The 18,232-nt window shown below is 27.1% G+C and carries 22 protein-coding genes; 19 read left to right on the top strand and 3 right to left on the bottom strand.

Annotated elements, in window-relative coordinates:
• Nucleotides 1-11 precede the first annotated feature (11 nt).
• Genes potA through IQC44_RS03130 form a run of 4 tightly spaced genes read left to right on the top strand, consistent with a single transcriptional unit; the run spans nucleotide 12 to nucleotide 3,709 of the window.
• Nucleotides 12-1,097 (top strand): spermidine/putrescine ABC transporter ATP-binding protein PotA, encoded by a 1,086-nt coding sequence (potA, locus tag IQC44_RS03145; protein ID WP_198304756.1) that lies wholly within the window; start codon nucleotides 12-14, stop codon nucleotides 1,095-1,097.
• Nucleotides 1,090-1,944 carry an ABC transporter permease gene (locus IQC44_RS03140; protein ID WP_198304755.1) on the top strand — a complete coding sequence of 285 codons (855 nt, stop codon included), beginning with the start codon at nucleotides 1,090-1,092 and terminating at the stop codon, nucleotides 1,942-1,944. Before potA ends, IQC44_RS03140 begins: the two co-directional genes overlap by 8 nt.
• Complete coding sequence (gene potC, locus IQC44_RS03135) at nucleotides 1,941-2,696, top strand: spermidine/putrescine ABC transporter permease PotC (RefSeq protein WP_198304754.1); 756 nt, start codon at nucleotides 1,941-1,943, stop codon at nucleotides 2,694-2,696. Before IQC44_RS03140 ends, potC begins: the two co-directional genes overlap by 4 nt.
• On the top strand, nucleotides 2,693-3,709 hold the full coding sequence (locus tag IQC44_RS03130; protein ID WP_228286243.1) for an ABC transporter substrate-binding protein: 1,017 nt from the start codon (nucleotides 2,693-2,695) through the stop codon (nucleotides 3,707-3,709). Before potC ends, IQC44_RS03130 begins: the two co-directional genes overlap by 4 nt.
• Nucleotides 3,710-3,712: 3 nt before the next feature.
• Here the strand turns inward: IQC44_RS03130 and recO are convergent, their stop codons facing one another.
• A complete protein-coding gene (gene recO / locus IQC44_RS03125; RefSeq protein ID WP_198304753.1) occupies nucleotides 3,713-4,327 on the bottom strand; it encodes a recombination protein RecO in 615 nt (204 codons plus the stop codon).
• A gap of 2 nt (nucleotides 4,328-4,329) precedes the next feature.
• Nucleotides 4,330-4,593 (bottom strand): hypothetical protein, encoded by a 264-nt coding sequence (locus IQC44_RS03120; protein WP_198304752.1) that lies wholly within the window; start codon nucleotides 4,591-4,593, stop codon nucleotides 4,330-4,332.
• A gap of 116 nt (nucleotides 4,594-4,709) precedes the next feature.
• Between IQC44_RS03120 and ppnP the strand changes: the two genes are divergently transcribed.
• Nucleotides 4,710-5,024 (top strand): pyrimidine/purine nucleoside phosphorylase, encoded by a 315-nt coding sequence (gene ppnP, locus IQC44_RS03115; RefSeq protein WP_198304751.1) that lies wholly within the window; start codon nucleotides 4,710-4,712, stop codon nucleotides 5,022-5,024.
• A 40-nt stretch (nucleotides 5,025-5,064) separates the two neighbouring features.
• Here ppnP and IQC44_RS03110 read toward each other — a convergent pair whose 3' ends face one another.
• A complete protein-coding gene (locus IQC44_RS03110; protein ID WP_198304750.1) occupies nucleotides 5,065-5,568 on the bottom strand; it encodes a nitrous oxide reductase accessory protein NosL in 504 nt (167 codons plus the stop codon).
• A 90-nt stretch (nucleotides 5,569-5,658) separates the two neighbouring features.
• Between IQC44_RS03110 and IQC44_RS03105 the strand changes: the two genes are divergently transcribed.
• The 14 genes from IQC44_RS03105 to IQC44_RS03040 all read left to right on the top strand — a co-directional run bounded on the left by IQC44_RS03105 (nucleotide 5,659) and on the right by IQC44_RS03040 (nucleotide 18,194).
• Nucleotides 5,659-6,015, top strand: a complete 357-nt coding sequence (locus IQC44_RS03105) for a hypothetical protein (RefSeq protein ID WP_198304749.1) — start codon at nucleotides 5,659-5,661, stop codon at nucleotides 6,013-6,015.
• Between the two features lie 108 nt (nucleotides 6,016-6,123).
• Entirely contained in the window at nucleotides 6,124-7,959 is a 1,836-nt protein-coding gene (locus IQC44_RS03100) for a hypothetical protein (protein WP_198304748.1), read from the top strand.
• The gene (locus IQC44_RS03095) at nucleotides 7,949-8,542 is read left to right on the top strand and encodes a hypothetical protein (RefSeq protein ID WP_198304747.1); all 594 of its coding nucleotides are present in this window, start codon (nucleotides 7,949-7,951) and stop codon (nucleotides 8,540-8,542) included. Before IQC44_RS03100 ends, IQC44_RS03095 begins: the two co-directional genes overlap by 11 nt.
• Nucleotides 8,539-9,339 carry a MotA/TolQ/ExbB proton channel family protein gene (locus IQC44_RS03090; protein ID WP_198304746.1) on the top strand — a complete coding sequence of 267 codons (801 nt, stop codon included), beginning with the start codon at nucleotides 8,539-8,541 and terminating at the stop codon, nucleotides 9,337-9,339. Before IQC44_RS03095 ends, IQC44_RS03090 begins: the two co-directional genes overlap by 4 nt.
• On the top strand, nucleotides 9,320-10,012 hold the full coding sequence (locus IQC44_RS03085) for an OmpA/MotB family protein (protein WP_198304745.1): 693 nt from the start codon (nucleotides 9,320-9,322) through the stop codon (nucleotides 10,010-10,012). Before IQC44_RS03090 ends, IQC44_RS03085 begins: the two co-directional genes overlap by 20 nt.
• Nucleotides 10,012-10,998, top strand: a complete 987-nt coding sequence (locus tag IQC44_RS03080) for an SAVED domain-containing protein (protein WP_198304744.1) — start codon at nucleotides 10,012-10,014, stop codon at nucleotides 10,996-10,998. The genes IQC44_RS03085 and IQC44_RS03080 overlap by 1 nt, the downstream gene beginning before the upstream one ends.
• 12 nt (nucleotides 10,999-11,010) lie before the next feature.
• Nucleotides 11,011-12,096 (top strand): Card1-like endonuclease domain-containing protein, encoded by a 1,086-nt coding sequence (locus IQC44_RS03075; protein WP_198304743.1) that lies wholly within the window; start codon nucleotides 11,011-11,013, stop codon nucleotides 12,094-12,096.
• A gap of 47 nt (nucleotides 12,097-12,143) precedes the next feature.
• Nucleotides 12,144-12,986, top strand: coding sequence for a thiamine-phosphate kinase (locus IQC44_RS03070; protein ID WP_198304742.1), 843 nt, complete (start codon nucleotides 12,144-12,146; stop codon nucleotides 12,984-12,986).
• A 9-nt stretch (nucleotides 12,987-12,995) separates the two neighbouring features.
• Nucleotides 12,996-14,075, top strand: a complete 1,080-nt coding sequence (gene truD, locus IQC44_RS03065) for a tRNA pseudouridine(13) synthase TruD (RefSeq protein ID WP_228286242.1) — start codon at nucleotides 12,996-12,998, stop codon at nucleotides 14,073-14,075.
• A gap of 15 nt (nucleotides 14,076-14,090) precedes the next feature.
• Nucleotides 14,091-14,444 (top strand): hypothetical protein, encoded by a 354-nt coding sequence (locus tag IQC44_RS03060; protein WP_198304741.1) that lies wholly within the window; start codon nucleotides 14,091-14,093, stop codon nucleotides 14,442-14,444.
• Nucleotides 14,445-14,537: 93 nt separating this feature from the next.
• Entirely contained in the window at nucleotides 14,538-15,458 is a 921-nt protein-coding gene (locus tag IQC44_RS03055; RefSeq protein ID WP_198304740.1) for a manganese-dependent inorganic pyrophosphatase, read from the top strand.
• A gap of 59 nt (nucleotides 15,459-15,517) precedes the next feature.
• Entirely contained in the window at nucleotides 15,518-16,723 is a 1,206-nt protein-coding gene (locus IQC44_RS03050; protein WP_198304739.1) for a mechanosensitive ion channel family protein, read from the top strand.
• 73 nt (nucleotides 16,724-16,796) lie between these two features.
• On the top strand, nucleotides 16,797-17,363 hold the full coding sequence (locus IQC44_RS03045) for a superoxide dismutase (RefSeq protein WP_198304738.1): 567 nt from the start codon (nucleotides 16,797-16,799) through the stop codon (nucleotides 17,361-17,363).
• 48 nt (nucleotides 17,364-17,411) lie between these two features.
• On the top strand, nucleotides 17,412-18,194 hold the full coding sequence (locus tag IQC44_RS03040; RefSeq protein WP_198304737.1) for a helix-turn-helix domain-containing protein: 783 nt from the start codon (nucleotides 17,412-17,414) through the stop codon (nucleotides 18,192-18,194).
• The last annotated feature ends 38 nt before the right edge of the window (nucleotides 18,195-18,232 follow it).

Below are 18,232 nucleotides of genomic sequence, written 5' to 3'. Positions count from 1 at the left end.
TTGGAATTTTAATGAACAAAACACTTCTTACACTAAAAAATCTATCTAAATCTTATGAAAATAGTGAAGTTTTAAAAAATATAAACCTTGATATATATGAGAGTGAATTTATCACACTTTTAGGACCTAGTGGTTGTGGAAAAACAACAATTTTAAGGCTAATTGCTGGATTTGAAGAGGCTAATTTTGGAGAAATGTATCTAAAAGATGTATTAATAAATAAAATTCCTCCAGAAAAAAGAGAGATTAATACAGTTTTTCAAAGTTATGCACTTTTTCCACATATGAGTGTTTTTGATAATATTGCTTTTGGTTTGAAAATGAAGAAAAAATCAAAAGAAGAGATAAAAGATGAAGTTGAAAAAGCTCTTAGTATGGTGAAACTTTTAGAACATAAAGATAAAAAACCAAATGAGCTAAGTGGTGGACAACAGCAAAGAGTAGCAATTGCTAGAGCTGTTGTAAATAAACCTCAAATTTTGCTTTTGGATGAGAGTTTAAGTGCTTTGGATTATAAGCTTAGAAAAGAGATGCAAGTTGAGTTAAAAATGCTTCAAAGAAAGTTAGGAATTACTTTTTTATTCGTAACTCACGACCAAGAAGAGGCACTTTCTATGTCTGATAGAATTGTTGTTATGAATAAAGGAAATATTGAGCAAATTGGAACTCCAAAACAGATTTATGAAGAGCCAAAAAACTTATTTGTTGGGCAGTTTATTGGTGAAGCAAACTGTTTTGAAAGTGAAGTTCTTGAGCAAAAAGATGATTTTGTTGTTTTAAAATATTTAGATAAAACTTTTCAGTTAAAATCAAAAGTAAAATTAAATAAAAAATGTACAATTTTAATAAGACCTGAGGATTTTAGAGTAGAGAAAAAGTTTGAAGATGTAAAGTCAAATAACTATTTTATTGGAGAGTTAGAAAATATTATTTACAAAGGTACAACTATTGATTTACTTGTAAAATTAGAAGATAATCAAGAGCTTATTGTAAGTGAATTTTATAATGAAGATAGTGATGCTTTGGCATATGAGATTGGCTCAAAACTATATTTATATTGGGTAGATGGTTGGGAGGTTTTACTTCCTCATGAGTAAGATTTTCTCTTTTTCAAAAATATCAATTTTTGTTGTTGTTTTTTGGCTTTTAGCTTTTGCTTTATTACCACATATTTTAGTAGTAATAAGTAGTTTTTTGACAAAAGGTGAAGATGAATTTTTAAATTTTACTCTCTCTTTTGAAAGCTATATAAAACTTTTTGACCCAATTTATTTAAATATTTTTTTAGATTCAGTTTATTTAGCTACAGTTACAACAATAATAACTCTAATTTTGGCATTTCCTTTTGCTTATATTATTGCTAGTTCACCAAAAAAGTATAAATTTTTGCTTCTTTTATTGGTTATTATTCCATTTTGGACTAGTTCACTTGTGAGAACTTATGCTTTGATTGCTATTTTAAAAACAAAAGGTCTTTTAAATGCCCTTTTACTTAGTGTTGGTTTGATTGAAACACCACTTGAAATTATGTACACACAAACAGCTGTTTTTATTGGTATGGTTTATACTCTTTTGCCTTTTATGATTTTACCTTTATATGTATCTTTGGAGAAAATAGATAGTAGATTGATTGAAGCTGCAAAAGATTTGGGAGCTTCAAAAATAGCTATTTTTAGAACTATTATTATTCCTTTGTCATCTGCTGGAATTATTGCTGGGTCTATTTTGGTATTCTTACCTAGCCTTGGAATGTTTTTTATTCCTGATATTTTGGGTGGTGCAAAAGAGCTTATTATTGGAAGTTTTATTAGAAATCAATTTTTACAATTTAGAGATTGGCCATTTGGAAGTGCTGCTTCTGTTGTAATTTTATTAATTATGTTTATAATGTTGTATTTTTTGGCAAAAGCACAAAATAAATCTAATTTAGGAGATAAAAAATGAGAAAATCTTATGCAAGTTTTATCTATTTTTTACTCTATTTACCCATTGTAGTTTTAATTATTTATTCATTTAATAGCTCAAAATATAGTGTTGAGTGGAAAGGTTTTACACTTGAATGGTATGAGAGTTTGCTAGAACAAGACTCTTTACTTGAAGCTGCACTAAATTCTGTTAGTGTTGCATTTTTCTCAGCTACTCTTGCTACTATTTTGGGGACTTTAGGGGCAATGGCACTTTTTAGATATGATTTTTCTGGAAAGAAATTTATAAACTCTTTGGTTTATATTTTGATTATGTCGCCTGAAATTGTAATGGGAATTTCTCTTTTAATGATATTTATTTTAGTCTCTTTACCTTTAGGATTTACATCATTACTTATTGCACATATTACTTTTTGCCTTCCTTTTGTAATTGTTACAGTAATGGCTAGATTAAATGGTTTTGATAAAAATATTATAGAAGCTGCAAAAGATTTGGGTGCAGATGAGTTTACTACTTTTAAATCTGTTATTTTACCAAATATTCTTCCTGCAATTATTGCTGGTTTTTTACTTAGCTTAACTCTATCTTTTGATGATGTAATTATTAGCTTTTTTGTATCTGGTGCTGATTATGAAATACTTCCTTTGAAGATTTATTCAATGGTGAGATTAGGAGTTAAACCAGAGATAAATGCACTTTGTACAATAATGTTTTCATTCACATTAATTATGGTATTATTTGCACAATTTATAATCAAGGAGAAAAATTGAAAAAAATTATTTTAGCTTTAGTTTTTGCAATTTCACTATTTGCAAAAGAACAAGTTTTGTATGTTTATAATTGGTCTGAATATATGCCAAAAGATGTTTTAAAGAACTTCACAAAAGAGACAGGAATTAAAGTTAAGTATTCAACTTATGATTCAAATGAGGCTATGTATGCAAAGATTAAAACAGCTGGTGGTACATCTTATGATATTATTGTTCCTTCAACTTATTTTGTTAGTAAAATGAGTAAAGAGAATTTATTAGAAAAATTAGATAAAACTAAACTTCCAAATTATGAGAATCTGGATAAAAAACTTTTAAATAAAGAGTTTGACCAAAATAATGATTATTCAATTCCTTATTTATGGGGAAGTTCTGGAGTTAGTTATAATGAAACTTTAGTTAAAAAAGATGTTGATTCTTGGTCAAATTTATGGGATAGTGAGTATAAAAAATCTATCTTGTTAAATGATGATTTAAGAGAAGTTTTTGGTGTTGCATTAAGAGTTTTAGGTTACTCTTCAAATACAAAAGATGCAAAACAAATAGAAGAAGCTTATAATAAATTAAGAGAACTTTTGCCAAATGTAAAGATGTTTTATTCGGAATCTCAAAAACAGGTTTATCTAAATGAAGAGGTAAAATTGGGTATGAATTTTAATGGAGAGAGCTATATGGCTTCTTTAGAGAATTCAAAAATAAAATATGTTTATCCAAAAGAGGGTGCTTTAATTTGGCTTGACTCTTTGGTTATTCCAAAAGGTGCAAAAAATATTGATAATGCTTATGCTTTTATTAATTATCTTTTAAAACCAGAAGTTTCAAAACTAATTAGTGAAGAGATTGGTTATGCATCTCCAAATGCTAAAACTGTAGAACTTCTTGATGATGAGATAAAAAACAATAGAACTATTTATCCAAATGATGAAGATTTAAAAAATAGTGAGTTTCAAAATGATGTTGGTGAAGCTTTAAAAGTATATGAGAAATATTGGGAAATGCTAAAAACTAAATAGTTTTTAAAGTCCTAGAAGTAGAATTTCAAAAAGATTTTCTACTTCATTGTCGCTTAGATTTATAGTTTTTTTTGTTAAAAAAAGCTCTTCAACTCTTTTATAATCAAAAACTTTTCCTTTTATGCACTCTTTATGAACTGGTAAAAAACCTCTTAAAATTGATACAAAACTATCTATTTTTATTTCACAAATCAGGCACTCAAAATCTATATGAAGTCTTCCTTCGTGTTCTAATAAAAGTAAATAAGACTCCAAAATGGCTCTATAAACATTTTGTTTTTCTATTTTTGAAACTAAATCATCAAGTAGATAAAAGTAGAAACTATCTAGTTCTTCAAGTTCTTTAAAATGAGAATAAAAAAGTTTTAGGTATCTTTGCCAAGCATACATTTTTTGGCTATTTAAAATCCAAGGAAAACCTAGTTGAATTACATCTTTTAATCTTGAAATAGATGATTTTGTCTTTTCTAATTCAAAATCTATTTTGTAGCCAATATTGATATTTGAGTGTCTTGCTCCATAAAATCTATATGTTGTAATAAGCTCATTTTCGCACAAAAGAGTAACTATTAAATCATCATCTTTTACTGCTTTTATATCAATAATATAGCCTTGCATTTTTACTTTTCGTCTAAACCTTCAAGCATCTCTATAATCTCATCATAAATCTCTTTTGCCTCTTCATCATCGATTTCACCAGCTTCTAAATCTTTTAAAATCTCTTCAAAATCTTTCTTCATATCTTGCATATGTTGTAGCTCTTCTTTTAACTCTAGGGTTTCTTTTTTTGCAGCGATTATTTCAAAAATATCATCTATATAATCTTCTATTTCTGCTAAAACTTCCTCTTTGATTAAAACTTCAAGTTCTTTTTGGATACTCATTTTTACACCTTTTTTTAAATTTTTCGATTATAACAAAATAAATCTAGCCTTTTGCTTCAATAATATAATATAATTAATTTGATACAATATTAGCGATAAATTTTAAGGAGACTATAATGTCATATTTTAAAGGTGTTTCTATTGCAAAAGCTGCAAATATTTTATACGATGGAAATATTACAAGTAGAGCAATTACATTTGAAGATGGTTCTAAAAAGACTTTAGGAATTATGCTTGCTGGTGAGTATGAATTAAATACTGTAAATAAAGAGATAATTGATATTCAAAGAGGAAAAATAGATTTATTACTTCCTGCTAATGAGTGGCAAGAGTTTGAAGGACCTGCTTCTTTTACTATTCCTGCAAATACAAAATTTAAACTAAGAGTTCACTCTTTAGTTGATTATTGTTGCTCTTTTATTAAAGAGTAATTTTCTTAGACAATGCGAAGAATCGCATTGTAAAGATGTTTTAGTGATGTTTTGCTGGAATATCTTTTTTGCTAATCTCTTCAAATTTTAAGATTTTTGTCCCAAAATGCTCTTTTTTAAACTCTTTTGCACTATCTTCATCTTTAAATGGAATAAGTTCACTCCCCATAGGTCCCATAACATTTGAACCAAGTACAAAAAATGCACTTTTTGCATCTATTTGCTCCAAAGTGTAATATTCTGTTACAAAAATTTTTGCATCTTTTAAATTTTCTATTTTTGAATATTTTTCTGGTTCAAAATAGAATTTAAACATATCTTTTGCTCCATCAAAATAGAAAGTTTCATTTTCTGCTTTTATACTTGCTATCCAGTTTTCATATTTTGCAACAAACATACCACAAACTTGGCACTTTGCATCTTGTGGGATATTTTTGTTTGAGTTTATTTGGTGGTTTTGATGATTTTCATGGTGATGTTTATGCTCCATAGAAAATAAAGATGTCCCTAAAAGTAACATAGAAACTAAAAGCGATTTTTTCATAATCTTCCTTTTTTTAAATTTCAAAAAGTATATAAAACAAAGGTTAAGTTTTTGTTAAACTCAATATAATTTCAGAAAAAAAGGCAAAAGATGATTTTAGGAAAATGTCCTTATTGTGAAGATGGACAAATTGAAGTGAGAAAAAAAGAGGTAAGAGGAAAAAAAGTAGAACTTTATGCTTGTAGTAATGCAAATTGGAAAACTGAAGATGGAGAGTTTTTTGAGCTAACTCTTGAGTCAAAATGTGATTTTAAGATTTGGCAAAATGCACTTAGCCGTTATGGACACTATTTAAAACATAGTGAAGTAAGAGAACTTTTAAGTGGAAATGAAGTAGAGATAAAATTAAAAACACAAAAAAGATTGGGAGTAAAAAATCAAGATAGGAAAGATTACTATAAAATGGCTGTTTTACATAGAGAATATGGTGTGCAAATACTGTTTTAGGAAATTATTTTAAGTAGAATAAAGATAATATTAAAACTCAATTTATTAAAAAATAACTAAATATAAAAATGACAAATATTGTCAAAATAATAAGGAGCTATTTAATTTATGTCACAAGAAAACAGAGAATTTAAGTGGATTCTAAACGATAATTTAAAGTTTAATAATCTCTTATCCAGTACAAATATAAGTCAATTTTATACTGAAATAATAAATAAAAATGCTATTGAAATAGTTGAAAATAATATTGAAGATAATAGTTTTGAAGAAAATTATGATACTGAAATAGAAATTAATAACAATGAGAATAAATCACCAATCAGGAAACTACATGAATATTTAACTTCTCCTATTAGAGAAGATAGTGCAGAGATAATTGAGTCAATGATTGAACTTAGTGGTTCTTTAGAAAATATGAGTGTTGAATCAATAGAATTGAGTAAATTATTAAATGAGTCTGAAAGAGCTAAACTAAATTTACTAAAGGAGATGGGTAAAAAAGGGTTAAATACACATCAATATCCACTTGGAAAATCAAAAAAAGAGCAGATAAATCCAGTAGCTTTTAGTTATGAAGTTGATACAAAATTAAATCTAAGATTAAAACAATTTGGAATTTTATTGGAAGAATTAGCAACAAATAATGATTTAGAATTTAAGAAAAGTGTAATAGAAGAGAAAAAAGAGCTTGAAGAGTTAGGAATTGATATAAAAAAATATGTTTTAAATCAGTTACAGAAAAAAGGATATTTTAGAACTTTGACTTTTGAAGATGAAAGAATTAGTAGAGTTGAACTTGATTTTTTGCTTAACTTTATGAATAATTCAAACTTTAAAAATTCAAAAGTAATAAAAGAGCGAGAAGAGTTTTATAAATCTCTTTTAAATGATGAAAAAAGAACAGATTTTCCAGATACAAGTGAACTAATAAAAGATGTTGCAAAGTTAAAAGGTATTTTAAACCATAAACTAGAAGATTTACCAGCAGTTTTAACTCAAAATGATAAAGAAAATTTTAAAAAATTTTTACCAGCTTTAGACGAGTATTATAAAGACCAAATTTGTGCATTAAGTGGTGGAAAAAGTTTTGTGCCATTGGCAAAAAATCTAAAAGAGATACAAAAAGAGATAAATGAGAATCCAAATGCCAAAAGTCTGCTTGAAAATTGTGAAATCTTGGGCTATTCTCAACAAAGATTATATATTTTACATTGGGTTGCAGAAAGTTTGATGAAAAAGAAATACAGCACTACTTTGGGAAAAGCTCTTATAAATTATTCAAATGAAAACCCAAACCAAAGGTTAAAGTATAAAGAGTTGAGCGAAGCAGTTAGATTTAGAAATGATATAGCTCATAATGGATTATTATGGAATCCAGAAGAGTTTGAAAAATATATAAAATCTTACGAAGACGGAATAAAATTTATATCCGAAGATTTAAATATAAATTTAGATGAATATAGATTAAAAAAACAAGATAGAAATTTAACACCAGCTGAAATAAAAGAAGAAGTTTATAAAGAAATAACAAATCAAACAAATTTAAAAATCTCAACTATTGATAAGATAGGTATAGATTTTACAAAAAATCAAAGAATGAAAACACGATTGTATGATTTTGCAAATATTCTTAAAGAAAAAGAAATTTCTGTACAAAAGTTAATTGATGAGAATACCAATATTGTTAGTGGAATAATCAAATCAAAAGAAGATAAGGTTAGTTATTTAATCAATAAAGAATTTAATCATAATTTTTTTAAGGATAAATTTGCAAAAACATATTTTAATATGGAATTTGATGAATTGATAGAAAGAGCTTCCAAAGTACGAACCAATGTAAATAAATGGCTTTTTAAAATGGCAATGATGAATAAAGAAGATAAATTAACTTCATTAGAAATTGAAGAACTAAAAAAATTTAGGGATAAATTAAATGCAAGATAATAAACTAAAAAATACCATAGAAAATATTGTAAAAAAGATAGAAAATATCGAAAAAGAGCTACAAAAACATAAAAAGCATTTAACCTCAAATGCAACAGATGGCATAGATGTTAAGCTTTTTGTAAAAGGTAAATATATAGATTTTGATGAAGAAAATCAGAGTTTAGAAATTTTAGTTGAAGGCAATACAAGATATTACTCTTTGGAAGATTATTATTCAAAATATCTTCCTTTTCCTGATACTACTGTTGTTATATTTTCTGAAGATGGAAGCAAAGGAGATATAGCCAAAATCTTTGCAACAAACAAAGGCGAGATAGATAAAATCAGCTCATATAAAAGTTTTGTTTACAAAGGTAGCAAAAATAATCAAGCTATATTTCACTCTTTTGAAAGTGCATATTTAACTTTTGAAGAAAAAGATAGTTTGTTTGAAAAATGTGGCTTAAAAATTGGACAAAGTGTTGATTTTAGAGAGATTATTTGGGGTACAAAAATATTTTATATACCTCAAATAGATAAAAATTTTATAAAACAAGATAGATTAAAAATTTTAGAATTAATAAAGGAAAATAGAAAATGATAAATAAAGGAATTTTAATACAAGCTGTGTGGATAATGGCACTTTTTATTGTTTGTGTAGTGTTGCCATCGATAAATCCTGATGAATTAGGATTTGAACTACCTATTTTAGGTGAATATAACTCAAAAATGATTTGGGGAATAATTCATATAAATTCTGCTATTTTTATAGGACTTTCTGCTGTTGGACTTTGGTTCACTGTTGATAGAGATAGTAATAAAACTGTAAGGGCATACGAAAACAAAAGTATAAAAGAGGCTGAAAAATCTTTTGAAGATTATTTTGAAGAAAAAATCACTATTTTTGATTTAAGTGAAAAATCTAAAAAGAATGAAAGTATAGATGAAGTATTGAAAATACTAAGATTTGGTGGTATTGAAGATGATTTGTTGCTAGGAATACAAAAAATATATAACACAATAGATAATTCTTATAGTAAACTAAAAAATGATTATGAATATGCTGCTACTCTTATGCCAATTATCGGTATGATTGGTACAGTTGCAGGACTTTTGATGATGTTTGCAGAACCATCACAAGCTGAAGATTTTGAGAAAAAATTTGCTGGTTTAAGTTTGGCTTTAGCAACAACTTTATATGCATCTTTAGTTACTATTGTTATTTTTAAGCCACTTGCAAGATACAAAGAGAAACAGCAAATTAAGCTCGAAAATGATTTTAATGATTTAGAAATAGCAGTTAGAAAATTTTATCACAAGGTAAATTTTGCAGAGTTTTTAGAAGTTTATGATATTAAAGAAAAAGAAGTAAATAGTAATGACGAAACGAAGATTTAGTAGTAATAAAAATCAAGATTTATGGATTACAAGTTATGCTGATTTGATCTCTGCAATTTTTGCAGTAATGGTTTTGTTTGTATCTTTCTCGAAAATTGATATTGAAAAATATGATATGATTCAAAAAGTTATGATTGAGAAAAAGAAGAAAGAGTATGAAGAGTTTAAAACTTTAGCTCAAATTCAAGTTATTATAGAAAATCTTGTAAAAAACAATAATTTAGAAGAGTTTGTAAATATAAAAATAGATAAAAATGGCTTAATTGTTAGTTTTTCATCTGCAGCACAATTTGAGAGTGGTTCATATATTGTAAATAAAGAGAAAATATCAAAAATGAAACCTATTCTTGATGAGATTGTTGCACATAGCAAGTATAGATATATAGATATTGAAGGGCATACAGATAATGTTCCTAGCTTTAAAGTGTCAAATTGGGAGCTATCTGCTTTAAGAGCTTTGGCAATACAAAAATATTTAGAAGAATTAGGACTAAATAATAAAAATGTAAGATTAGTAGCAAATGCAGAAAATCAACCTTTAGTAGAGTATAAAGGAGAAATAAAAAGCTCAATAGATGAGGAAGCAAGAGAAGCAAATAGAAGAGTTAGTATAATTATTAGGGAAGCAAAATTTGATAATTTGGAACAAAATAAAATTAATAAGGAAAATTAATGAGATATATTTTAGACAATAAACTCATAGCAATTATAGGTATAATAGCTTTTCTTTTAGGACCAGCTTATGATTATTTTGATAATAAATTTTTTACTGGTACTGTTAGTCTATTTTTATGTATTTCTGTTTTAGGTGCTGTTTATTTTGAGTGGAGAAAAGATAAAAAATTTAATAAGAGTGTGGTTCATATTCCAATTGTGATAAAAGTAGATGATGGTTCTCAAACACAATATATTATGAATGAATTGCTTAGAAATATTGAAAAACAGTATGGCTACAAAGATTATAAAAAAATATTGCAAAAATACTATTCTGTAAATACAGATAGATTAATCTTTGAAGAGGTTTGTGATATGGACAATTTTGATAGATTGATGAATTTTGCACGAGTTATAAAATACAATATCGCACAATTAGAAGAAGTTTTAAACAAACCTGTAAAAATACATATAGCTTTTTATAGAAGACCTGCTGTTGCCTTTTTGATAGGAACAATTTTCAAAACAAATAGTGTAGCGATATATCAGACAAACAATAAAAACTCTTTAGATATGGTTGCAAATATTGATGATAGAAGATATAAAGAGAGAATTGGTGAATTTAAAAAATATATTGTAGAAAAAGATATAAAAGATAGCAATATTGATGAAATTCTTGTTGTAATAAATTCTGCTAGTCATAATGTAAATTTAAATTCTGATGATTTAAAAAATTATAAAAATATTGTAAAAATAAAGCTAAAAGAACCTGGGACTATACCATATGAAAATGACTGGACAGAGTATTCTCAAGAGATTTACAATGTATTTAACTCTTTGCAAACACAATACAAAAATATCACAATTGCTCACTCTATGCCAGAAGCTTTGGCAATTTTATTAGGAATGGGTTTTGGAGATTATTGGAATATTACAATCACTCAATACAATAAAGGTTCATATCCAAAAGTATATAAAATGAATGAAATAAAATATTATTTTTAGTAGGAAACAAATATGATTTTAATCTCTCTTTTAGGTATTCACGACTCTTCAATCTTCCCAATTCTTTTTGAATTTAAAGAGAAAATAACAAAACATATAATCATCCACGATGATTCAAAATATGAAACAACTATGATAAAAAAAGTTTTAGCTTCGCAAGAGAAATTCAAAGATTTTTACTCTTTGAGTTTTGAAACACACTCAATAAAAATAGATGAAGACTCTTATGATTCGATTTTAAATTGTTATGAAGAGATTTTAAAACTTTCAAACAGTGATTTTGAAAATATCTACTTCAATGCAACAGGTGGAATGGTATCTTCAACTATCATCTTGTCTTCAAAATTACTTGAAAAAGGTGCAAGTTTTATAGCTTATGATATTTTTGACAATGGCTACAATATCCTTACAAAGCACTCTATGCAAAACAAAATCATCTCAAAAAACAAAGATATTTACACTCACTTTATGCTAAAAGGTTATGAAGTTTTATCTATGGGAAGCAAAATTGAAGCCTATAAAAGAAAAGATATTGTGATGAAAATTTGTGAGAATTTAGCTTCCTATCAAGAGTTTGCTTTTTTGATACAAAATAAAAGATACGATGAGATAGCTGGTTTTAATGAGATAAAAAAAGAGCTTGAAAAGATGGATAAAATCAATGATAAAATGTTTATCCAAGGTACAATTTTTGAAGAGTATATCTACTGGTTAATAGTAGATAATTTCGATTTTGACCATGTAATGTTCAATGTAAAAGTAGAGTTTGAACCACAATTTCAAAACGAATTTGATATTTTGATGATAAAAGATAATCATCTTCATGTAATAGAGTGTAAACTTAGAAAATTTATCGAAGGTGAAGATTTTGTATATAAACTAGATTCAATTATAGATTATTTAGATGATGATGGCAAAGGTATGATTTTGCTTGTTGGAGCAGAAGAAAAAAGAGTTACAAATCAAGGAAATGTAAAAAAATCTTTTACAAATGGCACAAAAGCAAGAGCAAAGGCTTCTGATATTTTAATTCATCACACAAAATATTTTGATAAAGAGGAGTTCCTAGAAGATGTTAGAAAGCATTTTCTAAATTAAAATAGCAAAATTAAATATATTTTGCAAAACTTTGCTACACTTCTTTTATGAATAAAGAAGATTTTTTTATAAAACAAATATCAAATAGTAAGTATAACGGCGATGATGGTGCATTTATAGATGGATATGTTTACTCTATGGATGCTTTTTTTGAAGATGTGCATTTTAAAAAAGAGTGGATAGAAAAAGGGTTTATGAGTTTAAAACAGATAGCTTATAAATCTATGCTTGTAAATATCTCAGATGCAGTTGCTATGAATGCAAGACCAAAATATGCTCTTATAACTGTTGCAATTCCAAATTCTTATAAAGAAGATGATTTAAAAGAGCTTTCAAGTGGTTTTAAAAAGGCCTGTAAAGATTTTGATTTAGAGATTATTGGTGGAGATACTATTGAAAATAAAAAATTAGATATTAGTATTACGATTATCTCTAAAACTACAAAACCTATATATAGAAGTGGAGTAGGATTGGGCGATTATATCTGCTATACAGGAAAACTTGGAAGCTCAAAAAAAGATTTAAATGAGCTTTTAGCAGGAAAAAAGATAAAAAAATCTTCAAAATTTATAAAACCAGAGTTAAAATCAGAGTTTTTTTATGAAGCTTCAAAATATGTAAATTCTGCTATGGATATAAGCGATGGACTTTTTTTGGATTTGGAAAAGCTCTCAAAAGCTTCAAATATAGGTTTTGAGTTTTTCAAAACTATAAAAGATGATATAGGAACTTCAGGAGAAGAGTATGAGATACTTTTTGCCTGTAGTCAAAAAAATCTAAAAAAGATAGAAGATATTGCAAAAAAACATAATACAAAAATAAATATTTTTGCAAAAGCTGTAAAAGGAAGCTACCAAAGTAGCTTTTCAAACCACCATTTTAAAGATTAAGGAAATTATTTGAAAATTCAAAGATATTTAAACCATTCACCAATTGATGTTTATTTTAAACAAAGTAAAGATGATTTTGTGGTTACTGAAGTACCACTTTATGAGTTCACAAATGAGGGTGAACACCTTATAATTAAGCTTAGAAAAAAAGATTTAGCAACTTGGGATGCAATAGAGATTTTGGCAAATTATCTAAAATGTAGCCCTAGAGAGTTTGGCTATGCAGGGCTTAAAGATAAAAATGCGATGACAATTCAGCATATTTCAGTTCATAGAAAATACGAAGAGGCTTTAAAAGAGTTTTCGCACGATAATATAAAAATACTTGAAACAACTTACCACAATAATAAGATAAAAATAGGGCATTTAAAAGGGAATAATTTTTTTATACGACTTAAAAGAGTAGGGCTTGTAGAAAAGCAAAAAATAGAGGAAGCTTTAGGACAAATTGCCACTTTTGGGATGCCAAACTATTTTGGTTTTCAAAGATTTGGAATAGATGGAGAAAACTATAAAAAAGGAAAACAAATAGTTGAAGGAACATTAAAAGAGCGAAATAGAAACCTAAAACAGATGTTTATAAATGCTTATCAAAGCTATTTGTTTAACTCTTGGCTTTCAAAAAGAATAGAGATTTCAAAATTAATTGAGGCATTTGAACCAAAAGAGATTTATACAAAATTAAATTTACCACTAGATGAAGTCAAAAGAGCCAAAAAACAGCCACATCCTTTTAAAATTTTAACAGGAGATTTACTAAGTCATTACCCTTTTGGAAGAATTTTTATAATAGATGATTTGGAAAGTGAAAGCCAAAAGTTTTTTGATAAAGATAGAGTTCCAACAGGTCTTTTATGTGGAAAAAGAGTAAAAAAATCTGAAGGTTTTGCTCATGAAATAGAAAAAGAGTTTGAAGTAGAAATGAGTGAAGATGGAGCAAGAAGATTTGCTTTTGTTTTTCCTGAAAATATTGGAAGTAATTATAAAGAGGATAAAAACCATATGGAATTAAGCTTTTATCTTCCAAAAGGCTCTTATGCAACAGAGTTAATAAGTGAAATTTTACACATAGATTTAACAAATAACTAAAAACAAGGAAACAAAATGAACTATGAAAATACTATTTTAGAGCTTTGTGAAGTGATAAAAGAATCAGAACATAATGCCCAAGAGATTTTTAATAATATTGAAAGTATAGATGAATTTTTACAAGAGTTATCTTTACCTTTGCATCAAAAAAATAAGCTTTCAAATCTTATTTCAAATATTTATGGACTTTTACAAAATCAAGATTTACATAGACAAAAAATAGAGAGAGTTGTAAACTTTGTTTGTGATAGCAATAATATCGATAAAACTCAATATAATCTAGCTCCTAGTGCAAAAAATATTGATGCAAGTGAAGATACACTTAGCCCTGCTGAATTAGAAGCTTTGATTAAAAGTATGCAAGAGTAGATTTTAAATAGTTTTTAAATTAAAAGAAAAATTATCAACTTTTGGATAAAATCTATACTTAAAATTAAAAAAATAGAAAAAAGGACAATAAAAATGGCATTATATACATGTGGACACATTATTCCAGATTCAGATTCAGTTTGTTCAGCTATTTCACTAGCTTATCTTTTAAACAAAATTGGTCGTCCTGCAACTCCTGCAAGACAAGGTGAATTAAATCCTGAAACAAAATTTATTTTAGATAAATTTGGATTTGTTGCTCCAGAACTTAAAACTTCTTTTGCTGGTGATGAACTTTTTATCACTGATTATTCAGATATTGCACAAGCTCCACAAGAACTTGATAAAACAACAGTTGTTGGAATAGTTGATCATCACAAACTAGGAGATATTACAACATCAGCTCCACTAGAGTGCTGGATTAGACCTGTTGGCTGTACAAATACAATTGTAAAAGAGATGTATGACTATCATAAAGTTGAAATTCCTGCAAATATTGCTGCTATTATGATGTGTGCGATTTTATCTGATACAGTTATTTTTAAATCACCAACTTGTACAGCTCTTGATATTCAAGTGGTAAAAGAGTTGGCAAAAATTGCAAATATTGAAGATTATGGTGCTTTAGGTATGGAGATGTTTAAAGTAAAATCGGAAGTTGAAGGAACTCCTATAAGAGAACTTGTAATGAGAGATTACAAAAACTTCGATATGCATGGAAACAAAGTAGGAGTTGGACAACTTGAAGTTGTAGATGGTTCAGTTTTTGACTCTATAAAAGATGAGCTTCTAGCAGATATTCAAAAAGTAAAAGAGGAGAGCAAACTTCATACTGTAGCACTACTTTTAACAGATATTATGAAAGAGGGAAGTGAAGTTTTAGTTGTAAGTGATGATTACTCTATTTTTGAAAAAGCTTTCTCTTGTAAACTTGAAAACCAAAAAGTTTGGCTTGATGGTTGTTTGAGTAGAAAAAAACAAATCATTCCTTTCTTAGAACCTGCATTTGCTTAAAATATAAAGCCTTTTGGCTTTGTATTTAAAAATTAACTTATCTTCCTTTAGGATACAAAATGAAAAAATATTTAATAGAATTTTTGAAAGATTTAGGAGTTGATCCTACATTTTTAGTTTTAAGTATATCAATTTTACTTATTATTGTAGTTACTTCTATAATAATTCACTTCGTTTTACATAAAATAATTTTAAAAACTATCCAAAAACTTGATAAAAAAAGAAGAAATATAATAACTTCATCTTTACTAGAAGAGAATCTTTTTCAAAGATTGGCTCTTCTTTTTCAAGGTTTGGTTGTTTATTGGCAAACTACAATTTGGATTGAAAAAGGTTCAATTTATGAAACTTTATTAACAATATCTTTGGTTTGGATAAGTATTTTTGGGCTTTTAGCAATTTATTCTATTATTGATAAAACATTTAAGACCCTTCATACAGCAACAGAAGTGCAGTTTTTTGCTACAAGAACAATTATTCAAAGTATTAAATTAATATTTGGAATAGTATGTTTTATCTATATAGTTTCTATTTTAGCAGGTAAATCTCCAGTTGCTATTTTAAGTGGACTTGGAGCTATGTCTGCTGTTTTAATGTTGGTTTTCAAGGATACAATTTTAGGGTTCACTGCAGGACTTCAACTAAGCACAAATAAGATGGTTCAGGTTGGAGATTGGATAGAGATGCCAAAATATGGTGCTGATGGAGATATTATTGATATTGGATTAAATGTTGTAAAGGTGCGAAATTTTGATAAAACTATTACAACAATTCCAACTTATGCTCTTGTATCGGACTCTTTTAAAAACTGGCGAGGTATGAGAGAAAGTGGTGGGAGAAGAATAAAAAGAGCCATAAAAATCGATATAAAAAGTATAAAATTTTTGGATGATGAGGATATAAGAAGACTAGAAAAAGCAAATCTTTTAGCTCCATATTTACATGAAAAACAGTGTGAAATAAGAGATTATAATGAGAAAAATCATTTTGATTTAACTGTTGCTATGAATGGAAGAAGGCTTACAAATATTGGTACTTTAAGAGCTTATTTGCTTACATATCTAAGAAATCATCCAAATATAAATAAAGATATGACAATAATGGTAAGACAACTAGCACCAACAGAATATGGTATTCCACTAGAGATTTACTGTTTTACATCAACAACAATTTGGGCTGATTATGAGAATATACAATCAGATATTTTTGATCATATATTCTCTGTTTTGGGTGAATTTGGAATAAAATCTTATCAATATAGTTAAAAAATAGTTTTTAACTATATACAAAGTAAAAAGATAGTATTCTAAAGTTTAATTTTTTAAAAAGGATAATAATATGAAACACGAATTAATGAAATTACCATTTACAAGTTTAGCACCTTTAATGTCAGATGAGACATTAGAGTATCACCACGGAAAACACCACAACACTTATGTAACAAACTTAAATAACCTAATCCCAGGAACAGAGTTTGAAAACCTAAGTTTAGAAGATATTATCAAAAAATCAAGTGGAGCAATTTTTAATAATGCTGCTCAAGTATTTAACCACGATTTCTTCTGGAATGGATTAACTCCAACTCAAGGTGCAATTCCTTCAAATGTTGAAGCTGCTTTAACAAAAACTTTTGGAAGTGTTGAAAAATTTAAAGAGGAGTTTACAGCTAAAGCTATTGGACAATTTGGTTCAGGTTGGGCTTGGTTAGTTCTTGATGGAAGTGAGTTAAAAATCGTTACAACTTCAAATGCTGGCTGTCCTTTAACTGATGGTTTAAAACCAGTATTAACATGTGATGTTTGGGAACATGCATACTATATTGATACAAGAAATGCTAGACCAAAATTCTTAGAGAACTTCTGGCAACTTGTAAACTGGGATTTTGTAGCTAAAAATTTAGCTTAATCTTTTAAGTTCAAGGAAAAAGTATGGAGCTTTTCCATACTTTTTTATATGAAATCTGCAATTTTTAAAAACTCAAAATTAAACTTCCTAGAGCTACGATATATAAAAGATATTCAAGATTGTATAAAAATGCATCTTCATGAAGAGCTTACTATTACAGCTATTAAAAAAGGTTCTTTAAAACTAATTTTTGAAAACATCTCTTGTGATATAAAAGTAAATGAAATAGCTATTATAAATAGCCAAATTCCACATTGTGCGACTTTAAATGAAGTTTCAAAAGATGGTTATGTTTTGTATTTAGATAAGAACTATCTACAAAAAATTGATTTTGAATTTAACTCAAATTTTGAACTGATAAAAAATAAAAATATCTATAAAAACTTTATAAATCTTTGTGATTGTTTACTTGATAATAAAATATCTCTGCTTGAAAAAGAGGAGAGATTTTATCAATTTTGTTTAGATTTTTTCTCTTTTAAACAAGATAAAATTGCCTATAAAGAGGAGTCTATTTTAGCTTTAAATTTGAAAAAATATTTAGATGAGAATTTTTTGGAGGAGCTTTTACTAGAAGATTTATCTTTAAAATTTGATTTAAGTATAGTTCACTTGATACGAATTTTTAAAAAAGAGTTTGGGCTTCCTATTCACTCATATATAATAAACAAAAAAGTGCATTTAGCAAAAGAGCTTTTGGCTTCAAATTTGCCAATAATTGAAGTTGCACAAAGTAGTGGATTTTTTGACCAAAGCCATTTAAATAGAAGTTTTAAAAGAATTTTTCAGCTTACACCAAAAGAGTATCAAAACAATATTTTCAAATGTTAATTTTGTACAAGATTTAAATATATTAAAAGGCTAATATT

Origin of the sequence: Arcobacter vandammei (genome assembly GCF_016106035.1) — a bacterium.
Taxonomy (GTDB): domain Bacteria; phylum Campylobacterota; class Campylobacteria; order Campylobacterales; family Arcobacteraceae; genus Aliarcobacter; species Aliarcobacter vandammei.
Note: the sequence above shows the minus strand (reverse complement) of the source record. Positions and strands in the feature narration are given on the sequence as shown.